Origin of the sequence: Sphingobium bisphenolivorans (genome assembly GCF_000412635.1) — a bacterium.
GTDB lineage: Bacteria > Pseudomonadota > Alphaproteobacteria > Sphingomonadales > Sphingomonadaceae > Sphingobium > Sphingobium bisphenolivorans.
The window spans coordinates 150654-174302 of record NZ_ASTG01000009.1 but is presented as its reverse complement, the minus strand read 5'-3'; the positions used below and the strand labels follow the sequence as shown (position 1 = coordinate 174302).

Annotated in this window: 18 protein-coding genes and 1 pseudogene; 14 read left to right on the top strand and 5 right to left on the bottom strand. The window is 65.4% G+C overall.

Annotated features, from left to right (window positions below):
- The first annotated feature begins 13 nt into the window (after nt 1-13).
- The 11 genes from L858_RS0108705 to L858_RS0108655 all read left to right on the top strand — a co-directional run bounded on the left by L858_RS0108705 (nt 14) and on the right by L858_RS0108655 (nt 14183).
- Entirely contained in the window at nt 14-1057 is a 1044-nt protein-coding gene (locus tag L858_RS0108705) for a FemAB family XrtA/PEP-CTERM system-associated protein (RefSeq protein WP_037504515.1), read from the top strand.
- Nucleotides 1054-2277: a TIGR03087 family PEP-CTERM/XrtA system glycosyltransferase gene (locus L858_RS0108700; protein ID WP_022682764.1), complete on the top strand. Its 1224-nt coding sequence runs from the start codon at nt 1054-1056 to the stop codon at nt 2275-2277. The genes L858_RS0108705 and L858_RS0108700 overlap by 4 nt, the downstream gene beginning before the upstream one ends.
- Nucleotides 2274-3806 carry an exosortase A gene (gene xrtA / locus L858_RS0108695; RefSeq protein WP_022682763.1) on the top strand — a complete coding sequence of 511 codons (1533 nt, stop codon included), beginning with the start codon at nt 2274-2276 and terminating at the stop codon, nt 3804-3806. Before L858_RS0108700 ends, xrtA begins: the two co-directional genes overlap by 4 nt.
- Before the next feature lie 71 nt (nt 3807-3877).
- Nucleotides 3878-5773, top strand: a complete 1896-nt coding sequence (locus L858_RS0108690) for an XrtA/PEP-CTERM system amidotransferase (RefSeq protein WP_022682762.1) — start codon at nt 3878-3880, stop codon at nt 5771-5773.
- A gap of 113 nt (nt 5774-5886) precedes the next feature.
- The gene (locus tag L858_RS0108685) at nt 5887-7287 is read left to right on the top strand and encodes a sugar transferase (RefSeq protein ID WP_193742856.1); all 1401 of its coding nucleotides are present in this window, start codon (nt 5887-5889) and stop codon (nt 7285-7287) included.
- A complete protein-coding gene (locus L858_RS0108680; protein WP_022682760.1) occupies nt 7287-8420 on the top strand; it encodes a glycosyltransferase in 1134 nt (377 codons plus the stop codon). Before L858_RS0108685 ends, L858_RS0108680 begins: the two co-directional genes overlap by 1 nt.
- Nucleotides 8421-8484: 64 nt before the next feature.
- Nucleotides 8485-9237: a class I SAM-dependent methyltransferase gene (locus tag L858_RS0108675; protein WP_028055959.1), complete on the top strand. Its 753-nt coding sequence runs from the start codon at nt 8485-8487 to the stop codon at nt 9235-9237.
- A 29-nt stretch (nt 9238-9266) separates the two neighbouring features.
- Nucleotides 9267-10553, top strand: coding sequence for a polysaccharide biosynthesis protein (locus L858_RS0108670; RefSeq protein WP_028055958.1), 1287 nt, complete (start codon nt 9267-9269; stop codon nt 10551-10553).
- Nucleotides 10550-11695 (top strand): glycosyltransferase family 4 protein, encoded by a 1146-nt coding sequence (locus L858_RS0108665; RefSeq protein WP_022682757.1) that lies wholly within the window; start codon nt 10550-10552, stop codon nt 11693-11695. Before L858_RS0108670 ends, L858_RS0108665 begins: the two co-directional genes overlap by 4 nt.
- On the top strand, nt 11692-12444 hold the full coding sequence (locus L858_RS0108660) for an FkbM family methyltransferase (RefSeq protein WP_022682756.1): 753 nt from the start codon (nt 11692-11694) through the stop codon (nt 12442-12444). Before L858_RS0108665 ends, L858_RS0108660 begins: the two co-directional genes overlap by 4 nt.
- A complete protein-coding gene (locus L858_RS0108655) occupies nt 12444-14183 on the top strand; it encodes a hypothetical protein (RefSeq protein ID WP_022682755.1) in 1740 nt (579 codons plus the stop codon). Before L858_RS0108660 ends, L858_RS0108655 begins: the two co-directional genes overlap by 1 nt.
- A 6-nt stretch (nt 14184-14189) precedes the next feature.
- Here L858_RS0108655 and L858_RS0108650 read toward each other — a convergent pair whose 3' ends face one another.
- Both L858_RS0108650 and L858_RS0108645 read right to left on the bottom strand, forming a co-directional pair.
- Nucleotides 14190-15893, bottom strand: coding sequence for an amidohydrolase (locus L858_RS0108650; protein WP_022682754.1), 1704 nt, complete (start codon nt 15891-15893; stop codon nt 14190-14192).
- Nucleotides 15890-16759 carry an NAD(P)-dependent oxidoreductase gene (locus L858_RS0108645; RefSeq protein WP_022682753.1) on the bottom strand — a complete coding sequence of 290 codons (870 nt, stop codon included), beginning with the start codon at nt 16757-16759 and terminating at the stop codon, nt 15890-15892. Before L858_RS0108645 ends, L858_RS0108650 begins: the two co-directional genes overlap by 4 nt.
- Nucleotides 16760-16856: 97 nt before the next feature.
- Between L858_RS0108645 and L858_RS0108640 the strand changes: the two genes are divergently transcribed.
- From L858_RS0108640 to L858_RS0108630, 3 genes are all read left to right on the top strand, one after another.
- Nucleotides 16857-18104, top strand: a complete 1248-nt coding sequence (locus L858_RS0108640) for a threonine ammonia-lyase (protein ID WP_022682752.1) — start codon at nt 16857-16859, stop codon at nt 18102-18104.
- A gap of 119 nt (nt 18105-18223) precedes the next feature.
- A complete protein-coding gene (locus L858_RS0108635; protein WP_022682751.1) occupies nt 18224-19045 on the top strand; it encodes an arginyltransferase in 822 nt (273 codons plus the stop codon).
- Between the two features lie 178 nt (nt 19046-19223).
- The gene (locus L858_RS0108630) at nt 19224-21746 is read left to right on the top strand and encodes a putative bifunctional diguanylate cyclase/phosphodiesterase (protein WP_022682750.1); all 2523 of its coding nucleotides are present in this window, start codon (nt 19224-19226) and stop codon (nt 21744-21746) included.
- Nucleotides 21747-21755: 9 nt separating this feature from the next.
- Here L858_RS0108630 and L858_RS0108625 read toward each other — a convergent pair whose 3' ends face one another.
- The 3 genes and pseudogenes from L858_RS0108625 to L858_RS19875 form a co-directional block, all read right to left on the bottom strand.
- Nucleotides 21756-22133 carry a VOC family protein gene (locus L858_RS0108625; RefSeq protein ID WP_022682749.1) on the bottom strand — a complete coding sequence of 126 codons (378 nt, stop codon included), beginning with the start codon at nt 22131-22133 and terminating at the stop codon, nt 21756-21758.
- 81 nt (nt 22134-22214) lie between these two features.
- Nucleotides 22215-23027: an RcnB family protein gene (locus tag L858_RS0108620; protein WP_022682748.1), complete on the bottom strand. Its 813-nt coding sequence runs from the start codon at nt 23025-23027 to the stop codon at nt 22215-22217.
- A 131-nt stretch (nt 23028-23158) separates the two neighbouring features.
- Nucleotides 23159-23638 (bottom strand): annotated as a pseudogene (locus tag L858_RS19875) (GAF domain-containing protein); the annotation flags it as partial.
- Nucleotides 23639-23649: the final 11 nt, after the last annotated feature.

Genomic DNA, 23649 nt, shown 5'->3' with positions numbered 1-23649 from the left:
GGCGACCGGGATCATGGTCACGGCGCTGGATCTGGCGGATGCGGAGCAGGGGCGGGCGGCGGACAGCTTCGTCATGGCGCAGGAGGCGGGAACGCCCTTTCATCGGCCGGCATGGCTGCAGGGGGTAGAGCGCAGCACCGGCAATCGCGCGCATCTGTTCGCCGCCGTGGCACCTTCCGGGCAGATCGTGGGCCTTTTGCCGCTCCATCATGTGAAGAGCATGTTGTTCGGGCAGGCGCTGGTATCGTCGGGCTTCGCGGTGGATGGCGGGGTGCTGGCGCATGATCCGGCTGCGGCGGCCGCCCTCGTCCGCGCGGCGGAGGGGCTGGCACGGGACAAGGCTATCGGCTCGATCGAACTGCGCGGCGGAGCGATGCCGGGGGGAGACTGGCAGCGGCATGAGGGGACCCATCTCGGCTTTACGCGTCCGATTGCGGCGGGTGACGAGGCGGAACTGCTCGCCGTGCCGCGCAAGCACCGCGCGGAGCTGCGCAAGGCACTCGCCAACCCCGCGCTGCGGGTGGAGGTCGGCCGGTCGAACAAACTGCTGCGCGATCATTATCGGGTCTATTCGGAAAGCGTGCGCAATCTGGGCACGCCGGTCTTTCCGGCGCGCCTGTTCCGGGAGGTGCTGGCGCAATTCGGCGACGATGCCGATATATTGGCCGTTTATGAGGGCGAGCGGCCGGTTTCGGCGGTGCTGACGCTCTATCATGCCAGCCGGGTCATGCCCTTCTGGGGCGGCGGCATCGCCGATGCGCGGCGGCTGCGGTCCAATGAGCTGATGTATTACCGACTGATGGGGCATGGCCGGGAGCGCGGGATGCATGTCTTCGACTTCGGCCGTTCCAAGACGGGCAGCGGGCAGGCGGCGTGGAAAAAGAGTTTCGGCTTCGATCCGGTGCCGCTGTCCTACCATAGCTGGTCCGCAACCGGAGAGCGGCGAGACATCAGCCCCACCAGCCCGCAATATCAGCGCCGGGTGGAGCTCTGGAAGAAGCTGCCGCTGCCGGTCGCCAACCTGATCGGCCCTCTCATCGCGAGGGGACTGGGGTGAGCGGCGAGATACTTTTCCTCTGCCACCGCATTCCCTTCCCGCCCGATCGGGGAGACAAGATCCGATCCTACCATCTGCTGGAGAGGATGGCTGAGTTGGCGCCCGTCCATGTCGGCTGCTTTGCCGACGATGCGCGGGACATGGGTTTCGCGCTCGACATGGCGCAGATGACCGCCAGCCAATGCGTGCTGATGCGAAACCGCTCGCGCCTCATGGCGGGGATGAAGGGGTTGGCGACGGGCCAGTCGCTGCTGGTATCGCTTTTCGATCATCCAGGGCTGCATCGCTGGGTTGCGCGCATGCTGGCGGAACGGCCGATCTCCGCCGTCGTCACCTATTCGGCGCAAATGGCGCATTTCGTTCCGGTGCTGCCGTCCCAGACGCGCTTCGTCATGGATTTCGTGGATTTCGATTCTGCCAAATATGCGAGCTATGGCGCGCAAGGGAGCGGGCCGATGGCGTGGATCAACCGGCGCGAGGCGCGGGTCCTGCTGGATTTCGAACGCAAGGTGGCGGATCGGGCGGACCTGTGCGCCTTTGTCAGCGAGGCGGAGGCTGCGTTGTTTCGGGAGGCGAGCGGCCTTGGCGCGGACCGGATCGTCGCCATCGATAATGGCGTCGCGCTCGACTATTTCGATCCGGAGGCGAATTTCGACAGGGCCGAGCAAGGCGAGGGGCCGTTGATCGTCTTCACCGGCCAGATGGATTATCGGCCGAACGTCGAGGCGGTCGAAAGCTTTGCGCGGGAAGTGTTGCCCGCGATCCGCGCGGTCCACGGCGACGCCCGCTTTGCGATCGTCGGCCGCAATCCGGTGAAGCAGGTTCAGGCGCTTGCCGGCTTGCCTGGCGTGATCGTGACAGGCGGCGTGCCGGATGTCCGAGGCTGGCTGGTGGCGGCGGATGTCGTCGTCGCTCCCTTGCGGATCGCGCGCGGTATCCAGAACAAGGTGCTCGAAGCGATGGCGATGGCGCGGCCGGTCGTCGCTTCGCCCCAGGCCGCCGAGGGGATCGATGCGCGTGACGGTGAGCATCTGATCGTCGCCAGCGATCCGACCGACGAGGCGCGGCAGGTTTCCGCACTGCTGTCCGATCGCGATCGGGCAAAGCGGCTCGGGATCGCGGCGCGCGCGCGGATGGAGGAGCGGTACCGCTGGTCCGCAACCTTGCGCGATCTGCCCAACATGCTGTTCGGACCAGCCAGAGACGCCAGGGCGGCATGAGCCAGTTGCTGGCGGCTGCGAGGGCGCGGGATCACCAACTGACCGGCTGGCGCGAGCATCTGGCCGCACTGGCGATCGTCGGCTTTGTCATCGTCGCGCTGTTCCATCGCGATGTGCAGGCCATGGTGTCGATCTGGTGGAATGCGTCCACTTACGGCCATTGCCTGTTCATTCCGCTGCTGATCGCATGGCTGGTGCAGCAGCGTCTGCCGGGATTGAAGCAACTGGAGCCAGTAGCCTGGCCGCCGGGGCTTGTCTGGCTGGCGCTGGGGGCGCTGGCATGGATGCTGGGCGCAGCGGCCGGCGTCGCAGTCGTGCGGCATGGCGCGCTGGTGCTGATGATGCAGGGGGCGGTGATCGCTCTGCTGGGGCGGGTAGTGGCGCGCGCGCTGCTCTTTCCGCTCTTCTACGCCTTCTTCATGATCCCCTTCGGGGAGGAGATCGTCGCGCCGCTCCAGCTTGTGACGGCGCATATCTGCATGGCCCTCCTGGCGGCGGCGGGCGTCCCGGCGCAGATGCAGGGCATTTTCATCACGACGCCGGGCGGCTATTTCGAGGTGGCGGAGGCCTGCTCGGGCGCCAAGTTCGTGATCGCGATGACGGCCTACGGCATGCTGGTCTGCAACCTCTGCTTTTCGCGCTGGTCGCGCCGGGTCATGTTTCTGGCGGGGGCGCTCTGCCTCTCGATTCTCGCCAACGGCGTGCGCGCCTTTGCGACCATCTGGCTGGCGGAGATGACCTCGATCGATGCGGCGGCGGGCTTTGATCATGTCGTTTATGGCTGGGTCTTCTTCGCTGTCATCATGACAGTCGTGATGGCTGCGGCCTGGCCCTTTTTCGACCGGAAGCCGGGTGATCCCTGGTTCGATCCTCAGCGATTGCAGCCGCAGGCTCCACGAGGATCCAAGCTTGCTTCCATCGCTCTAGGCGCGTTGGCGCTGATCATGGCGGCCCCGCTGTGGCTGGCGGCCAGCTCCGCAGCGGGGCAGCCGCTGCTTGGCGCGCCGGCGATGCCGATCGTGAGGGGCTGGACGCGGAGCGACACAGCGCCGCTTACCCCGTGGAAGCCGCGCTTTGACGGCGCGGATTATCAGGGCATGGCACGGTATCGCAGCGCTGCCGGCCAGGTCGTGGACCTCGCCATCATAACCTATGACCGGCAGGAGGAAGGCCGCGAACTGGTCGGCTTCGGGCAGGGGGCCGCTGGAGCGAACAGCGGCTGGACCTGGACCCAGCCCGCCCCGGCGCCGCCCTATGGCCGGGGGGAACAGATCACCGCGCCCGGCAAGGCCGTGCGGCAGGTGGTCAGTTTCTATGTGGTGGGCGAGGGTGAGCCGACGGGCAGCGCCCACCGGGTGAAGCTTCAGACCATGGCTGCCCGGCTGCTGAACCGCGACCAGCGCGCGGCCGCCATATTGGTGTCGGCGGAGGAACGCGGCGGCCAGTCCGCAGGCGCTGCCATCGCCGCTTTCCTGCGCGACATGGGGAATGTGAAGGACCTGGCCGAGCGCAGCCTCGGGACCAGCTAGGTCGTGATGGTCGTATTTTGCGCACTAGCGGCAGTTCCAGCCGACTTCAAAATGCTTTAGGGCCCTTTCGCATGTGCGGCATAGCGGGCATCTTCCACCTCGAAACGGCAAAGCCCGTCGATCCGGCGCGGGTCGGCATGATGCTGGACGCCATGCCTTGGCGCGGCCCGGACGACAGCGGCATCTGGACTGCGCCCGGTGTGGGGCTGGGGCATTTGCGGCTGTCGATCATCGACCTCGGCAGCGGTGCGCAGCCGATGCTGACGGAGGATGACAGCCTGGCCGTCGTGTTCAACGGCGAAATCTATAACTTCCGGGAAGTCCGCGCGGAGCTGGAGGCCAAGGGCCATGTCTTTCGCACCCATAGCGACACGGAAGTCATCCTGCACGGATACCGGCAATGGGGCGAATCCTGCGTCGAGAAGTTCAACGGCATGTTCGCCTTCGCCCTGTTCGACGCGCGGGCGCAGGCCCTGTGGTTGGTGCGCGACCGGCTGGGGGTCAAGCCGCTTCACTATGCGCTGCTGTCGGACGGCAGCCTGATCTTCGGGTCGGAGCTGAAGAGCCTGCTCGCGCATCCCCTGCTGCGCCGTGCGCCGGACCTGTCGGCGGTCGAGGATTATCTCAGCCTCGGCTATGTGCCAGACGATGCCTGCATGGTGGCGGGGGTGCGCAAGCTCGGCGCGGGGGAGACGCTGCGTGTCGTGCGGGGACGACCGCTGCCACAGCCGCAGCGCTATTGGGACATCAGCTTCGCCGACCGCAGCAAGTCGTCGCCGCAAGCGCTGGAGGAGGAGCTTGTCGCCCTGATGCGGCAGGCGGTGCGATCCCGCATGGTGGCCGATGTGCCGCTCGGTGCCTTCCTGTCGGGCGGCGTCGATAGCAGCAGTGTCGTGGCCCTGATGGCCGAGGCTTCCAAACAGGCGGTCAAGACCTGCACGATCGGCTTCGATGTCGCGGCGCTCGACGAGACGGCCTACGCCGACCGGATCGCCCGCCGTTTCGCGACCGATCATCGCACGCGGATCGTCTCGCCCGATGATTATGGCTTGATCGACACGCTGGCATTGCATTTCGACGAGCCCTTCGCCGATGCGTCCGCGCTGCCGACCTACCGGGTATGCGAACTGGCGCGGGAGCAGGTGACCGTCGCTTTGTCCGGCGACGGCGCGGACGAGGCCTTTGCCGGCTATCGGCGGCACCGCTTCCAGATGCAGGGGGAGAGGCTGCGCGGCCTGATCCCGGCGTCGGTCAGGGAACCGCTGTTCGGCACGCTCGGCCGCTATTACCCCAAGGCCGATTGGGCGCCGCGTCCCCTGCGCGCCAAATCGACCTTGCTGGAACTGGCGGGCGAGGGCGGGGAAGCCTATGCGGCTTCGGTTGGGGTGACGCCGCATGCGCTGCGGCAGCGATTGTTCAGCCAGGATATGAAGTCGCGGCTCGGCGGCTATCGGGCCGAGGACCGCTACGTCAGGATGATGGCGCAGGCACCCGCGCGCGATCCGCTCGACCGGGCGCAATATGCCGATCTGCGGATCTGGCTGCCCGGCGACATCCTGACCAAGACCGACCGGATGAGCATGGCCGTCAGCCTGGAGGCGCGCGAGCCGCTGCTGGATCATCGCCTGGTGGAGTTCGCGGCGAAGCTGCCCGTGGCGCAGCGTATCCGTGGCAATAGCGGCAAATATCTGATGAAGAAGGCGATGGAGCCGTTCCTGCCGCAGGATATCCTCTACCGCCCGAAAATGGGTTTCGTGACGCCGATCAGCGACTGGTTCCGGGGTGCGCTGGCGGGAGAGGCGACGGCCATCGCGGGTGGATCGGCGCTGGCGAAGACCGGCTGGTTCGACACCCGGATGCTGGGCAAGGTAGCGGCTGACCATAGAGCTGGCATTGCCGATCATGGCCGGCTGCTGTGGCAGTTGCTGATGCTCGACAAGGCGCTGACGCGGCTCTTCGCGATGTGAGCTGCGTGCTCCTTCGATCGCAGGCGCCCCGTTCGAAGCAAGTGCGGAATGGGCAATGGCGGGACGGGGTTCCTGCCTTCGCGGGAACAGGGCGGATTTCAACCTTGCAAGCCATGTCGCACAGTGCCAACGGGGCTGCCAAGCAAAGGCAAGCAAGGCGCAAAGTGTCAGTCTCCAAGGAAATTGTCCGGTTGCGGCTCTATCTGCTGTGTCTGCTGGGGGACATGGCGGGGCTGTTCCTGTCCTTCCTGCTCGCCAACTTCTTCGTGCTGGGCGCGCTATGGGGTGAGCCGGGCAAGCCCCACGGCCTTGTCATGTTCGCGATGATCGCGCCGATCTATGTGCTGCTGGGCGTGCAGGGCGGCGCTTATGGCATCCATATGTTGGACGATGTGCGCCGCGGAATTTTTCGCGGGCTGCTGGCCCTTGCGCAGGCGGCGATGCTGATGCTGCTGATCGTTTATCTGGGAAAGATCGCGGAGCAGTTGTCGCGCCTGACCTTCGTGGTGGGGCTGTGCTTTTCCGCCGTCAGCGTGGCGATCGTGCGGCTGGCGATCGACCGGCTGGGGGCGCGGTTGCTGGGGGAGGTGCCGCATCTTACCGCCGTCATCATGGACGGCGTGACCATCGAGACGCGCCCACATATGGACGTGATAGAGGCGGATGCAGCGGGGCTGCGGCCGGAGCGGCACGATGCTGACATGGCCGCCCGTCTCGCGGCGGCGGTCGGCCTTGCCGAGCGGGTGATCGTCGCCTGCCCGGTGGACCGGATGGGCGACTGGTCGGTGGCGCTCAAGTCGCTCTCCGCGCGGGGGGAGATCGTCGTGCCCGAACTGCTTCGCTTCGCGCCCGCGCGGGTGGATGAGTTTGGCGGCCAGCCGACGATCATCGTAGCGGGCGGCCCCTTCCAGTTCCGCGATCGCATCATCAAGCGGCTCTTCGACATCGTCGTGGCGACGATCGCCACACTGGCGCTTTCGCCGGTCCTGATCGCGGCGGCGCTGGCGGTGAAGCTGACCAGCCCCGGCCCGATCATCTTCCGCCAGCCGCGCATCGGCCGCGATGCGGCGCCCTTCCACATCTACAAGTTCCGGTCGATGCGGGTGGAGGTGAGCGATCGCAAAGCAGACCGGCTGACCGCGCGCGACGATGACCGGGTGACGCCGGTCGGACGTTTCCTGCGCAAGACCAGCATCGATGAACTGCCCCAGCTGTTCAACGTGCTGCGCGGCGACATGAGCATCGTCGGTCCGCGCCCTCATGCGGCCGCCGCCAAGGCGGGCGACAGCCTCTATTGGGAGGTCGATGACCGTTATTGGGAGCGGCACTGTATCAAGCCGGGCATGACCGGGCTGGCCCAGGTGCGAGGGCATCGCGGATCGACCGATCATCATCAGGACCTGATCGATCGGCTCCAGTCGGACCTGGAATATGTCACCAAATGGTCGATCTGGCGCGACCTGCGGATCATCGTCGCGACCATCGGCGTGCTGGTCCATCACAAGGCCTATTGATGAGCGGCATCGACCTGATCGCGGGGGGCGTCCTGCTGCTGTCGCTCGCGGCGGTGGCCTGGCCGTTCCTCTTCTATCCGCTGATCCTGCGGTTGCTGCCGACGCGGGCTGAACATCCGCTCGCGGGTGCGGCGCCGACCGCCTCGCTGCTCTTCTGCGCCTATAATGAGGCGGCAGCGATGCCGGAGAAGCTGGCCAATCTTGCCATGCTGAAGGCGCGGCACCCCGATCTGGAAATCCTGGCCTTCGATGACGGATCGAGTGACGATACGGCGGCGCAGATCAGGGCGCGCGGCGATCTGGTGACACTGGTGCAAGGGCCGGGGCGGAGCGGCAAGGCGCACGGGATGAAGCAGCTTGCGGCGCGGGCGCGGGGTGAAGTGCTGATCTTCACCGACGCCAATGTGCTGCTGGACGCCGACGCCATTGACAATCTGCTGGCTCGCTATGCCGATCCCGAGATTGGCGGCGTGCTGGGGTCGCTGCACTATATCGGGGAGGGGGAGAGCGCGACCGCGTCGGTTGGATCGCTCTACTGGCGGATCGAGGAGCGGCTGAAGGACGAGGAATCGCGCACCGGCAATGTGCTGGGCGCGGATGGGTCGATCTTCTCGATCAGGCGCGCGCTTTATCCATCCTTTCCCGACAGCGTGCTTGACGACCTCACCGTCTCGATGGCGGTCGTCTTTGCCGGCGGGCGGTTGGTGAAAGCGAAAGATGTCATCGCGCGCGAGCGGCTGGTGGCGGGGCGTAGTGACGAATATCGGCGCAAGGTCAGGATCGCGGCGCGCAGCTGGCACACCCATGCGCATCTGAGGCCGCAACTGCGGCAGATGGCAGGCATCGACCGCTTCAAATATGCCTCGCGCAAGATCGTGCGCTGGTTCGGCGGCCTATTCATCCTGACCGGCGCAGTGGCGGCGGGAACATTGGCGATGCGCATTTCGCCCGCGCTTTACATGGTGGGGGGCCTCGGCATCGTCTTCGTGCTGTGGATCGGGCTGCGTTCGAAAAGCGGGCCTTTTGCGGCACTGGTGGACATCATGATCGCCTATGCCGCCACCCTGCAAGGCGTGGTCAAGGGCATGAGCGGGCGGACCGTCACCATCTGGAATCCGGCCAAGTCGCGCTGATCCCTCTCGCCAAAGCGGCGGCATATTGTATAGGCGCATCCGAAGATTGAGCGGAGCCGATGGCGTGATCACTTTCCAGCGGGTGGCGAAGGCCGCCGGCAAGCATCTGACCCGCACCCTGCTGGCCGTGCGCAAGGCGCTGGGCGCCCGGGCGAACCGAGGCTGTCCCGCCTGCGGTCAGGCGGTGGTCGGCTTCTTCCGCTATGGCGACAATGCCGAATGGGGTTGCCCGCGCTGCGGCGCTTCCCCGCGCGAGCGGCTGATGAACCATCTGATCGAGGGTAAGGTGCTGATAGTGCCGGAGCAGGGCGCCGTGCTCCACATGGCGCCCAATGAAGGCAGCCTGGTGCGGCGTTTCTCCGCCGCCGCCGATTATACACCGGCCGATCTCGACCCGGCGCGCTATCAGGTGCCGAACATGCGCCGCGTCGACCTGATGGCGCTCGCCGAGAAGGAGCGCTACGACCTCTTTTACGCCAGCCATGTGATGGAGCATGTGCCGGACGATCATGCGGTGCTGCGTAATATTCATCGCGCGCTGAAGCCAGGTGGGGAGGCGTGGCTGATCGTGCCATTATGGGACAGGCCGACCGAAGACGGAAGCTTCGACATTCCCCCGCGCGAGCGCGAACGGCGTTTCGGCCAGTGGGACCATGTGCGCCAATATGGTTTGGACTTTGCCGACCGTATCCGGGCAGCCGGCTTCGAACTGGAAGAGATCGACGCTAGCGGGATCGATCCCGACGTCCGCCATTTCTTCGCGCTGGATGATCGGCTGTTCCGCGCTCGCAAGCCGCTGGGAACAGCCGCGCAGTGAGCAAGCCGCTCGGCAGGGCGCTGGGCCGGATGGAAGGTTCGGCCCGCGTCCTCGCGCTGATCAAGCTCGCTAATGTCGGCCTGACGCTGATCTGGGGGTTCGCCGTCACCTATGTGTTCGTGCGCGCCTTGCCCCTGGGGGAGTTTCAAGCTTTCCTGCTGCTGGTTGCGTTCGGCAATTTCACCATTTCGGCAGAATTCGGCCTGACCAGCATCATCTATGCGCGGCTGCGGCGGCATTGGCTCGGCCTCGGCAAGGAGGATGTGGGCGGCTTCCGGCTGGAGGAGATGGGTGTGCTCTTCCTCTTCCTGGCGCTGCTGATCCTCGGCGGGCTGGCGATATTGGTGATCGCGCTGGCGGCTGGCGCTTTGCAGACGGGCATGCCGTTGCTGTTCCTGCTGTTCTTCCTTTCGGCCTGCCTCAACCTGCCCGCGCTGCTCGCCAAGCGGGCGTTGGCGGCGGTGGACGGCAATTTCCTGTGGGAGGCGCTCGACTGTCTGCGGCGGGTGATCACCATCGCGTTGCTGCTGCTGATCCTGCGCGGCCTCGATGCGCGCGTGTCGGTGGCGTTGCAGCTCGTCGTCAGCATTGCGGTGATCGGCTATGCGATCGCGCTCGTTCATCGGCGGCTGCGCATGGACGTGGAGCACTGGCTGTCCTTCCGCGTCGGCGGAGGGCATGTGCGCGCGCATTATCTGCGCGATATCGGCGCATCGGCGGCCTTCACCCTGTCCGACATCGTCGCCTATAACGCCCCCTATTTCACCATCGCGCTGGCGTCCCAGGATGCGCGGCCGATGCTGATCTTCGACTTTTTCTTCAAGATGTCGCGCGCGCTCTCGATGCTGGTCCGCGCCACGGTAGAGGCAGCGCTGCCGCGCATCACCCGCGCCTATCATGCGAAAGAGGGGGCGCGCCTGCGTCAGTTGATGCTCCGCGCACTGGGAATGGCCCTGTTTTTCGCCACAGGCGCTTCCGCCGCGCTGCTGCTGTTTGGCGGCTGGATTTTCGAACGGCTGTTCGCTGGCCGGGCGGCAATCGGACGGATCGACCTGCTGCTGATCGATGGGGCGCTGATCGCCCTCGCGGTGATCTGTGTCTCGGTTTATGTGCAAGCCGCGCTGGGGCGATTTGGCCATCTGCTGAAACGGTCGCTGCCTTTCCTTGCCGGCTCACTCTTGAGCGTGCCGATTGCCCGGATCGTGGCGGGGGAGGCGTTCGACCTGCCGTTCCTCAGCCTTTACACGCTGACCTTGGTGGTGGCGGCCTGCCTGCATTCCGTGTCGCTGCGGCGTCTGATGAGGGCGGCGGCATGAAGGTCGTGATGTGCGATCCATCGCTCTTCACCGGGCGCTATGATGACAGCCTCTGTCGGGCGCTGGGCGCAGCGGGGGTCGAGACCACGCTGCTGGCCCGGCCGACGCGGCCGACCGATGCCATCACGCCCCACGCTTATGATTATGCTCCCCACTTCTTCCGCCGCAGCGAAGCGTTACGCAGCCGCCTGGGCGAGGGTCGCGCTTTCCGCCTGGTCAAGGCGGCCGAATATGGGCTGGGCTGCGCCTTCGGCAGCATAGGCCCGCTCGCGGAAACCGACGTGGTTCATTTCCAGTGGCTGCCACTGGCGCCGGCCGACCGGATGTTGCTGAAGCGTGTGAAGGGTCGGACCGCGCTGGTTCACACCGTCCATAACGCAGACGCCTATCATGCCGACGCCGGGCTGCAGGGCAGGGGCTATCGCGCGTTGCTCGACATGTTCGACGCGCTGATCGTGCATGGCGAAACGACGCGCGCCGCTCTGCTCAATCAGGGCTTGGAGGCTGGCCGCATCCATGTGACGCCCCACCCGCCGATGCAACTGGCTCCGGCGGGCACGGCCGATCTGGCGCAGGTGCCCGATCCGATCGTGCCGCGCATCCTCTTCTTCGGCACCATCCGCCCCTATAAGGGCGTGGATCTGCTGATCGAAGCTTGCCTCACGCTCTGGCGCACCGGTCACCGGTTCGAACTCGCGCTCGCCGGCAAGCCCTTCATGGACATCGCGCCCCTACTGGACAGCGTCCGTGCCGCGGGTTTTGGTGAGCGACTGATCACCGATCTCGGCTTCCTCACCGAACCCCGGCTGGGCGCGCATATGAGCAAGGCGGACATTCTGGCCTTCCCTTATCGCCATATCGATTCCAGCGGCGCCTTTCTGTCGGCGCTGCATCATGGCAAACCGATGCTGGTGTCCGATGTCGGCATGTTCGCCAGCCTGCCCGAAGCCGTAGCCGCGCGAGTGACCGCTGGAAATGCGGCCGCGCTTGCGCAAGCGCTCTTGCCCCTCGTAGAAAGCGCGGCCATCAGGCAGGCGCTGGGCGCACAGGCGCGGGCATATGGGGAATCAATGGGTAGCTGGAAGGACATGGCGCTGGCGACGATTGCCATCTATCGATCCGTGCTGGCGGCACGCGCATGAGCCGTCATGCCCGTGAGCTGAGGGATCGCGCGCTGGCCGTCCGGTTGGCGTTGAGGGGACGGGTTCACCAATATCCCGAGGTTCAGGCGCTCCGCCGGTTCCTTACCGCGTTTGACATCGATTGCGTGTTCGACGTGGGCGCCAATCGCGGCCAATATGCGACGATGCTGCGCAAGGATGCGGGCTTCCGGGGTACGATCCTGTCCTTTGAGCCCAACCCGGATATATTCGCCGAACTCGGCCAGCGGGCGGCGTCGGATCGCAAATGGCATGTGTTCAACATGGCGCTTTCCGACTTCGATGGCCCGGCGCGCTTCAACATCATGGCGGCCGATCAGTTCAGTTCATTGAAGGCTCCCTCGCAGCAGCAGGACGCGATCTTCACCGAGCGGAACAAGGTGACGCGCACGGTTGAGATGCAATGCCGCCGGCTGGAGAGCCTGCTTTCGGAACTGAGCCGCACCCATGGTTTTGCTCGGCCTTTCCTCAAGATGGACACGCAGGGCCATGACCTGTCCGTCTGCGAAGGGGCAGGAACCGCCCTCGCGCAGATGTGGGGGGTGCAGACGGAACTCGGCGTGCGGCCGATCTATGAGGGCGGAACAAGCTATCGCGCGATGATCGATTGGCTTGCCGAGCGCGACTTCGTGCCTTCGGCTTTCTTCGCCAACAACAAGGGCCATTTCCCCCTGCTGGTGGAGATGGATGGCATCTTCATCAACCAGGCGCTGCTGCCGCAGGCGCGATGATGGGGGAGGGGACGCGACTGATCGACGCCCGCCGCCTCTTTCTGGCAGGCGCGATCGGCCTGACGCTGTGGTTGGGGGCGACGTTCCTGTGGCACGTCACCTACCGTCATGGCATCAGCCTGGCGGTCATCCTCTTTCTGGATCAGGATTTTCCGGTTCTGCTCGGTGCGGTACTGCTGCTGGCGCTCGCCGCGCCCTGGGCGGAAGGGGTCGGCTGGCGCCTGCCGCTCCCGCGCGCGCGTACGATGGTGCCGGTGATCGTCCTGTTCGGGCTGATCGCATGGGCCGGGCATTATCTCTTGTTTCAGGACTATTCGATCTCCCGCGATGAGGAGGTCGCGCGCTTTGCCGCTGCCTATATGCGGGAGGGGTTCCTGGCCCGGCCGATCCCGATGGAATGGGAGGGATATCGGCGGGCGATCATGCCCGAATTCTTCTCTCCCTTCGGCGCGGCCGATTATTGGACGGCGGCTTATCTGCCGGTGAACAGCGCGATCCAGGCGCTGTTCTGGCAAGCGGGCGATCCCAATCTGGCGGGCCCCGCGCTGCTGATGCTGGGCCTTTTCGCGCTCTGGCGCGTGGCGTTGCACCTCTTTCCGGATCGGCCGGACGCCGTGTGGGTCACGATGCTGCTGGGGCTTTCATCGACCCAGCTTTGGGTGACGGCGATGACGCCCTATGCGATGACGGGGCATTTCGCGCTTAACATGGTATGGCTGGCGCTGGTGCTTCGCGGCGGCGTGGCCGGGCATGTCAGCGCGGGCGTGGTGGCGCTCGCCGCGGCAGGGCTTCACCAATGGCACTTCCCGCCCATCTTCATCGGACCTTTCGTCCTGTGGATGCTGCTTGGCCGGCGGTGGAAGGCGGCGGCGTTCCACATATTGGTGCTGGTCGGCATCGTCATCATCTGGGCGAAGCTGTGGCCCGCCTTCCTCATCCATGTGCTGGGGCAGCCGACGGACGTTCGCCCGTCAGCGGGTGTGGCGGACAAGGTGGGCAGCCTGTTCGAGCGGCTCGGCGACCGCTGGCAGCCGCTGGTCAATCTCAGCCGCTTTGCTGCCTGGAACAACATCCTGATGGTGCCGCTGGCGGCGCTTGGCGTGCTCGCGATGCGCTGGCGGCAAGCGATCAGGGGGCAGGAGATCGCACTGCCGCTGGCGCTGGGCTGCTTTGCTGGTTGCGCGCTGGCGTTGGCGCAGGGCTATGGCTGGGGCTATCGCTACGCCCATGGCTTTATCGGACCCTTCTGCCTGCTGGCGGGGCTGGGCTGGGCGCGTTTTCGGACTGCTGCGATGCGCCCCGTCTTTTTAGGCTTTGGAATCACCCTGATGGTGAGCGCCTATCTGGTGTGGCGGACGCATATGTTCGTCGCGCCTTATGCCGCGAGCCACCGGATGATCGATGCATCGCAAGCCGATGTCGTGCTGGTCGATCCGCGCGGCGGGCTTTACGTCACCGACCTCGTGCGCGGCCGCAATGGCGTGCCCGGCAAGCCTATGGTCATGAACCTTGGCATGTTGACGCTGGATCAGGTGGATGCGCTGTGCAGAAACTATGTGGTGGAGCTGTTCGACCGCGCCGAGTTCCGCCCGCTTGGGGTGCCGCTGGCGCGTTGGAACCTGGGCCGAATGGACGCCCTGCGCGCCCATATGAAGGAAGCGGAGTGCGACAAGCCGGTACAGCCACCGCTGCCCGCAACGCCTGAAGAAGCCTTCAACGCAGCGGGCGACGTGCTGTAACGGCCCTCACTGGCCCTTCATGTAGACGCGCTTGCCGCCGATCCAGGTTTCCAGCACTTGCGTCGTGCTGATATCGACGGGGCGTGCGGTGGTTATGTCGCGGTCGATCAGGATGAAGTCCGCGCGCTGACCCGGAATGAGGCTGCCGAAACGCTTTTCCGCGAAAGCGGCGTAAGCGGCCTGCCGGGTGAAGCCGTCCAGCGCCGCCTCCAGGCTGATCCGCTGTTCGGGCGTCCAGCCGCCGGCGGGCTGGCCGGAGCGGTCCTCGCGCGTCATGGCGGTGGCGATGCCGGGGAAGGGATTGGGGCTTTCCACCGGAGCATCCGACCCGAAGGCGAGCGGGACGCGGTTGTCGAGCATCGCCTTCCAGGCGTAGGCGCCCTTCAGCCGCGCCTCCCCCATGCGCGCCACGGCCATGCGCCAGTCCGATGCTTCATGGGCGGGCTGCATCGATGCGACGATGCCGTTCTGGCTGAAGCGCGGCAGGTCGGCGGGATCGACGATCTGCGCATGTTCGATCCGCCAGCGTCGGTCGCCCTTGTAGGTTTGCGATAGTTCGGTGATCGCATCGAGCAACTCGCTGTTCGCTGCATCCCCGACCGCGTCCACGGCGACCTGGAAATTGTCCATCGCCGCGCGGCTCATGATGTTGCGGAGCTGCGTGGTCGGGATAAGAGACAGGCCGCGCTGGCCTGCGGCATCGGCATAGTCCGCCTTGAGCCAGGCGCCTCGTGACCCCAGCGCACCGTCGAGGCCGAGCTTCACGCCGCCCATGCGCAGATGATCGTCATAGAGCCACGGCGTCGGCTCCGGCCCGGCGATCAGCACCATATTGTCGATGCCGGCGGCGTAAGCCATGATCCGCACCCGTAGCGCGCCCCGGTCGGCGGAGCGGCGGAAGGCCTGCCAATCCTCGATACTGGTGCCCATGTCCGCGACGGCGGTGACGCCCTGACGGAGCAGCGCCTGCTGCGCCTTTTCCAGCGCGATGTCCCGGTCCTTCGGAGCGGGCGTGGGCACCGCCCGCTGGATCAGGTCCATCGCCTTGTCGACGAACACGCCCGAAGGCGTGCCGGCCGCCATATCGATCCGGCCGCCGGGGGGAGCCTTGCTGGCTGCGCTGACGTTCGCCGCGCGCATCGCCGCTGTGTTGGCCCAGCCCGCATGACCGTCCACGCGCTCCAGCCAGACGGGAACATCGCTGACCGCCGCGTCCAGTTCTGCCGCAGTGGGGAAGCGGCCGAGCCCCCAAAGTTCCTGATTCCAGCCGGTGCCGATGATCCACTTGCGGCCGGTATTGGCTGCCGCGAAGGCCCGGATCTTCGCCTGCGCCTCCGCTAGCGACCGGGTGCCGGACAGGTCGAGCGTGATATGGGAGAGGCCATAGCTCATCACATGCGCATGCGCGTCGATCAGCCCGGGAAGCAGCGTCTTGCCGCCTGCGTCCAGCTTGAAGGCAAGCCCCTTGGGCTGTGTGGGCAAGGGGTCGTTCTTGCGGCGCTTCTTCGGGCGAGCCTGTGCCGGCGCCTCATAGCGGCCGGGGATCAGCCTTTCGACCTTGCCTTCGTCATCGATCAGCAGCGCGCCGAAGCGGACCAGCCTGCCGTTGGCGTCAAGCGCGATGCCGTTCACATTGTCGATGACACCCGCCTCAAGGGCGGGTGCGGGCAGAGCGAGCGCGGCGAGCGCCGCGAGCAGTCCAGACTTCATGCGCGCGTGATCCGCCGCACCAGCGCGCTCGTATCCTGCCGGCTGCCGCTCATTGCCTGAACATCGGCATAAAATTGGTCGATCAGCGCGGTCACCGGGAGCGTCGCGCCATTGGCCCGCGCTTCCTCCAGCGCCAATCCCAGATCCTTGCGCATCCAGTCCACCGCAAAACCGAAGTCGAAGCTGTCCTGCGTCATCGTCTTCCAGCGATTGTCCATCTGCCAGCTTTGCGCCGCGCCGCCGGAGATCGCTTCGAACACCTTGTCGAGGTTCAATTCGGCCGCCTGGGCGAAGCGCAATGCCTCGGCCAGGCCCTGGATCACGCCGCCGATGCAGATCTGGTTCACCATCTTGGTCGTCTGGCCCGCGCCAGCGCCGCCGACATGGACGATGCGCGCGGCATAGGCCTGCATCACGATCTTGGCGGCATCCACCGCCGGCTCGGTCCCACCGCACATGATGGAGAGGCGGCCGTTTTCCGCCCCGGCCTGTCCGCCGGAGACCGGGGCATCGACGCAATGAAGGCCCAGGCTCTCGCCCTCCACGAACAGCTGGCGCGCGATGCGGGCGGAAACAGTGGTGTGGTCGATGAACAGGCCGCCCGGCTTCATCACCCGGAACACGCCGTCGCGGCCGAGCGCGATTTGCGCCAGGTCATCGTCCGTTCCCACGCAGCTAATGACGATATCCGCAAATTCGGCCGCCTTGGCGGGGCTGACCGCGACTGCGCCGCCATAGACTTCCGCCCAGCTCTTCGCCTTTCCGATCGACCGGTTATAGACGGTGAGTTGATGCCCCGCCTTTGCCAGATGCCCGGCAATCGGGCCGCCCATGACCCCCAGGCCGATAAAAGCGATATGTGCCATATGCCTCATGCAGTTAAGTGCGTGGCCTTCAGCCATAGGCAGAGTTTTCCATCAGTGCCAGTTCCTTCCGCCGCAATTTTCGGCTAGGGCGCGGCGCATGAACACGCTGAGCAAGATCGAAAGCGCCATGCCGCTGCCCATATCCGTTGACGATATATTGGCGGCGCGCGTGCGTATTTCAGGCTCGGTCGTGCACACGCCGACGCTGGTCAGCCAGACGCTGTCGCAGATGTTCGGCTGCAAGGTGTTCCTGAAGTTCGAAAATCTCCAGTTTACCGCGGCCTATAAGGAACGTGGCGCGCTCAATCGCCTGCTCCAGCTGGACGAAGAAGCGAAGAAGAAGGGCGTGATCGCCGCTTCGGCGGGCAATCATGCGCAGGGGCTTGCTTATCATGGCCGGCGGCTGGGCGTGCCGGTCACCATCGTCATGCCCACCACCACCCCCACGGTGAAGGTGACGCAGACGCAGGGCCATGGTGCGACGGTCGTCCAATATGGCGAGAAGTTCGATGACGCCTACGCCCATGCACGGCTGCTGGAGGTGGAGCAGGGGCTGACCTTCGTTCACCCGTTCGACGAGCCGGACATCATGGCGGGGCAAGGCACCGTTGCTCTCGAAATGCTGGAAGACGCGCCTGAGATCGACACGCTGATCATCCCGATCGGCGGCGGCGGCCTGTTTTCGGGCATGGCGACCGCGGCCAAGGCGATGAAGCCCGACATCCGCATCTACGGCGTTCAGGCGGAGCTTTATCCGTCAATGTACAGCCATATCAAGGCGGCCAAGCTGCCCTGCGACGGTGACACGCTGGCGGAGGGCATCGCCGTGCGCGAGCCGGGCGAACTCACCCGCCGTTTCGTGGAGCGGCTGAGCGACGACGTGCTGCTGGTGAGCGAACGCTATCTGGAGGAGGCCGTCAGCCTGTTGCTCCAGATCGAGAAGACGGTGGTCGAAGGCGCGGGCGCGGCGGGCGTCGCGGCGCTGCTCACCCACAAGGAGCTGTTCGCCGGCCGCAATGTGGGCCTGGTCCTTACCGGCGGCAATATCGACACCAGGCTGCTCGCCAACGTCCTGCTGCGCGATCTTGCGCGGTCGGGGCGGCTTGCACGGCTGCGCATCATCTTGCAGGATCGGCCGGGCGCGCTCTTCCACGTCGCCCGCATCTTCGATCAGGAAGCGGTCAACATTTTGGAGCTGTCGCACCAGCGGATTTTCACCAATCTGCCGGCTAAGGGCCTCAGCCTGGACGTCGAGTGCGAGACGCGGGACGGCGCTCATCTGGAGCGGCTGATAGCGGCTTTGCGTGCCGTCGGATATGAGGTCGCCCCGATCGAGGTCGCCTGACCGGGATTACCTCATCCGCGCCCTATTTTCGTGGTAAATAAACTTTGCACAGGGGCCGGCGAGCGGCATAGTCTATCCATGAATCGACCGCCGTTCAGCATCGTGAGGGAGATGGAAGCGTGAGCGCGCCATTCCGCTTTCCACGTTTCTTCGTGACCAACCCCAGCCCGTGCCCCTATCTGCCGGGCAAGAGCGAGCGGAAGGTCTTTACCGAGCTGTCCGGGGACAACGCGTCGGAGCTTAATGACGCTTTGGGGCGTATTGGGTTCCGTCGCAGCCAGAATGTCGCCTATCGTCCGAGCTGCGCCGATTGCTCCGCCTGCGTATCGGTCCGCGTGGTGGCGAATGAATTCGAGCCTAATGCCACCCAGCGCAGGCTGCTGCGGAAGAATGAGGATCTGGTCATCACGGCGTGCAAGCCCTGGTCGACCGAAGAACAGTTCGCCCTGCTGCAGCGCTATTTGCGTGCCCGTCATCCCGGCGGCGGTATGACCGAGATGGACGAAATGGACTTTGCCGACATGGTCGAGCAAACGCCCGTCGAAAGCCACGTCGTCGAATATCGCGAACCGGGTGTCGATGGGCGGCCCGGCAAGCTCATCGGGGCTTGCCTGACCGACCGGCAGGGCGATGGGCTGTCGATGATCTACAGCTTCTTCGACACCGAGCATGAAGAGCGCAAGGGTCTGGGCAACTTCATCATCATGGACCATATCCTGCGCGCCGCCAAGGCCGGCCTGCCTTATGTCTATCTCGGCTACTGGGTCGAGGGATCGCAGCGGATGGAATATAAGGTTCGCTACCGTCCGCTGGAGAGGCTGAGCCGGAACGGCTGGATCCGCTTCAACCCGGACGAGCAGGTACAGGCCATTCGCGGCGCGACGCAGACGGGCAGCGAGCCGCCGCTGCCACTCGAACTTGCAGGCATCTTCCGCAAATAACTGCGTTCGTTTCGGGCGAACTTCAGGGCTGCAAGGGCGCCGATCGGCGCGCGTGGGCCGCGAAACCCGGCTGGCTTGCGCCGGACCGAATAAGTTAGGCCATTGGAAAGCTTGTTTAACTTTTTCCGCTACTGCATCCTGATGCAGCGAAAAGATAAACAGGGACCAGGGACGCCTTATGGACCGTTTTGCTGACCGACGATTTGGGCAGTGGGATGCGGAACTGGCGCGCGATGCGCAAGACTGGGATTCATTTCATTACCGGAACGAACTGTCGTTCTCGCCGGTTTTCCTGCGGGTTTCGCCGCCCCTGATCCGCTGGATCGCCGATGAACGGGGAAGCGTCATTGCACGCGAGATCGCTTCCGACCTTTTCGCCCGTCATTTCTCATCGGACATGATGGGATCTGAGTGGCGGCGGCTGATCGAGCGAGTCGATCGCCTTGCGCTCGCAAGGGCGGCGATTCAATCCACCGAACCTGAACCGCTGATGGTTCAGATGCGGACGCAAACGGGTGACCTGCGCCGCGGCATCGTGCGAATGGTGCGGGTAGCGGAGCCTGACGAGCAACCCGTCTGGTACGGCACGATCGAGGACGTGCAGGACCGCTACGATCATGAGCGTGCCTCGCTCGCTAGCGCCCTGACCGAAAGCCAGCAACATTATCGCTGGTCGGTGGAACTCAGTCCGCAGGTGCCGTGGACCGCCGATCCGCGCGGCAATATCGAGGAGGTGGGACCGCGCTGGTTCGATCTGACCGGGCTGCCGGCTGGGAAGGCACGGGGGCAGGGATGGCTCAAGGCCCTGCATCCCGATGATGTCGAGCGGACATTGGCCGCATGGGCCGAGAAGCTGCATTCCGGCGAGCCGGTCGACGTCGATTATCGGATACGCCTTTTCAACGGCCACTATCGCTGGATGCGGGCGCGCGCCGCCCCGCGACGAAACGCCCAGGGCGAGATCGTCCGCTGGTATGGCACGCTGGAGGATATCAACGCAGAAAAGCTCGCCCAGCGCGAACTTGCGGATAGCGAGGAACGGTTCCGCCGCGCCGTGGAGTCGGCGCGGCTTGGCATCTGGGATTTCGATGCTTTCCGGCGGACGCGGACATGGTCACGTGAATTTCGCGAGATGCTGGGATTGTCGGACACGGAGCCGGCCACGAGCGAACTTGCTCTGCGCCTGGTCCATCCCGAGGATCGCCCGCGTCTGGCGGCGATGATCGATGCCGTGGCTGCGGGCGAGACGCCACCGCATTTCGAGGCCACTTTGCGGGTGTTCCGTGCCGATACGGGGGCGATGCGGTGGATCAGGAGCATCGGTTGGAGCACCTGTACCGAATCCGGCCGCCCGCTGCGGGTCATAGTCACTTTCCAGGATGTGACGGACGAGCATGAAAGCGAGGAGCGGATACGCTGGGCCGCGACCCACGATCCCATGACGCGCATGCCCAATCGGGCGCTTTGGCAGGCGACGCTGGAGGAGTTGGCGGAAGAGGCGATCAAGACGGGCCGGAGCTTCGGGCTGGTGCTGGTGGATATCGATGATCTCAAGCGGATCAATGACACGCTGGGTCATGATGCGGGCGACGCTCTGTTGTGCGGTTTCGCCGACCGTTTCACTGCGGCGGCACCAGCGGATGCAATCGTCGGACGGCTGGGCGGGGACGAGTTCGGCATGATCGCGCCGTCGCTGACGACAAGCGCCGCGCTCGCAGCGTGGAGCGCGGAACTGCTGGGCGACGTGCGTGCGCCCTACATGCACAATGGTCGTTCCCTTGACTGTGGCATCAGCATGGGCGGCGTTGTCTTCGGTGAACATGGCGATGATGCGACAGAGGTACTGAAGGCGGCGGATCTGGCGCTTTATGCGTCCAAGTCGACCGGACGCGGTCGCCTGACGATGTTCCATTCGAGCCTGCGCGCGGAGGCGCAGCAGCGCGGCTCCATGATCCGCATGGCGCGGCAGGCGATCGAGGACGAGCTGATCGTGCCCTATTACCAGCCGAAGATCGACATGCGTAGCGGGGCGATCCTGGGCTATGAAGCGCTGCTGCGATGGAACCATCCACGTGTCGGCGTGCAACTGCCGTCCAGTATCTCTGCGGCGTTCGACAATGCCGAAATAGCGGTGGAACTGACGGAACGGATGCTGGCGGCGGTCGTCAGGGACGTGAGCGGCTGCCTGCGTGCCGGGCATGATCCGGGCCGGGTCGCGATCAACGCGTCGGCGGCGGACTTCATGCAGCGCGACTTTGCCGGGCATGTGCTCGACTGCCTGGCGCGGGAAAGAATCCCGCCGCAGCATTTCGAGGTGGAGGTCACCGAAACGGTGTTCCTCGGCAGAGGCTCCGAACAGGTGGAGCGGGCGCTGCACCGCCTTTCGGCCGCGGGCGTCCGCATCGCGCTGGATGATTTCGGCACGGGATATGCGTCGCTCAGCCATTTGAAGCAATATCCGGTCAACGTGTTGAAAATCGACAAGAGCTTCGTGAGGAATATCGAGCAGGACGAGGGGGACGCCGTGATCGTCGACGTGATCCTTCGGCTTGGCAACAGCCTTGGCATGGAAGTCGTGGCGGAGGGGGTGGAGACGGGGGGGCAGCGTCAGCGCCTGCTGGCCTGTGGCTGCGCGATCGGGCAGGGCTTCCTGCTGGGCCGGCCGCAGCCCTGGTCGCTGGGGCGCCCAGTGGCGGCCTGACAGGGCGGCCTATTTGGCGGAGAGGGTGACCGCCTCGACCTTGTTGCCGTCCGGATCGAAGACGAAGGCGCCATAATAATGCGCATCATAATTGGGGCGCACGCCCGGCGCCCCTGCGTCAGTGCCGCCCAGTTCCAGTGCGAGGCGGTGAAATTCGCGGACGGCTTCGCGGTCGCCTGCCTCGAAACAGATATGGACGCCATTTCCGGCGCTGGCTGCTTCTCCGTTGACCGGCGTCTCCACACTGAAGATGACGTCGTTCACGCCATAATCGAGTGAATGAGGATAATCGCGTACGCTGCGGTAGCCGAGCAGCGCCATCAGCGGATCGTAAAATGCGCGTGCCCGCTCGATATCATTAGAGCCGACTGAAACATGATGGATCATCCGCTTCCTCCCTTGGCAAGCGCCCGAGGCGCGCGGGTAAGACTATCGCGAGGCCGCTCTCGTTCCCTTGTGCCGCACCGCTTATTTGCAGTGGCAGCTGCGCCGCGCACCGCCTTTACGGCGAGCGACCTTCTCGGTGACATAGCTGGTGGTGGTCGTGACCGCAGGCTGGATCACCACCGTCGTCGTGACACCCGGATGATAATAGCCCCCGGCGATATAGCCGGGCGCATGCGTCGTAGTAACTAACGGGTCGCCCGGCCTAGCGGGAGTGGGCGACCAACGGGAGTCCGCATAGGGCGGGGCATCATAATCGACGCCGGGTCCGCCGCTGACGCGCCCTTCGAAGCGGCCCTCATATTCTCCGCTCCGGACCCTGCCATCTTCATCGCGCCATGTCCCAGTCCAGCGGCCTTCATAGCCATAAGGCGGACTGTCGGGGGCGGTAACCTCATCATCATAGCCGATGCCGGACGGAGGCGGAGCATCCTGATCCGGATGATCCCAGGCGATGTCGCTGTGCACCTCCCTGACGCGGCCGTACCGGTCGGTCATCACCGCGTCGTCATAATAGCGCGACCAGCCATAGCCGCTCGCCGGAACGGGCAGGCCGTAGGCGCCATAGTTGGCGATGCCGTAGGCGGGGCTAATCCAGTATCGCGGCAGGACGTAGCCGACGACGGGGCGGCGGTAGGCGGCCCAGCCGCCCGGGGCGCGCCAGCCCGCGATCCAGCGGCCATTCTGGAGCGGTCCCCAGCGGTGCGCGATCATTCGGCCAGTTCCCATTGAGACGGGCCTTGCAGCGCCGGACCAGGCAGCGCGTTCGGCCGAGGCCGGCGCCGAGCAGGCAAGGGTAAGGCCCGTGCCCACCAGAAGGATGCTCCAGAACCTCATGCTCAACTCCCTGCCACCCGCCGCCTGCTCAACGCGCTGCGTGGTTAACGCCTGTTTAGCATGATGATCCGCACCGTTCCACGTACGGAAGGCGCTTCGGCTGTCTCGAAACGGGGCAGGATGGATCGGTAGAGGCGGCTGGCGAGGGCGCTGACGAGCGCCTCGAGCCCAGCCTGATCTTCGCTGTCGAAGCGGGCGCGCAGCGGACTGTCGAGATCGAGAACGGCGATCACGCGGCCGTCCTGCATCACCGGGACGACGATCTCGGAGGCGCTGGCGGCATCGCAGGCGATATGGCCGGGGAAGGCGTGGACATCCTCCACCCGTTGTGTCCGGCCGCTCGCCGCCGCAGCGCCGCAGACGCCCTTGCCAACCGGGATACGAATGCAGGCGGGCTTGCCCTGAAAGGGGCCGAGCACCAGTTCGTCATCCGCCATGCGGTAGAATCCGGCCCAATTGAGATCGGGCAGAAACTGCCAGATCAGCGCCGCGACATTGGCCATATTGGCGATGCCGTCGGACTCCCCAGCCGTGATCGCCTCGGCCGCGGCGCGCAGGTCATCATAAAGGGTCGACTTGTCGGCATTGGCCGCGGGCGCGAAATCATACATGGTGCGCGATA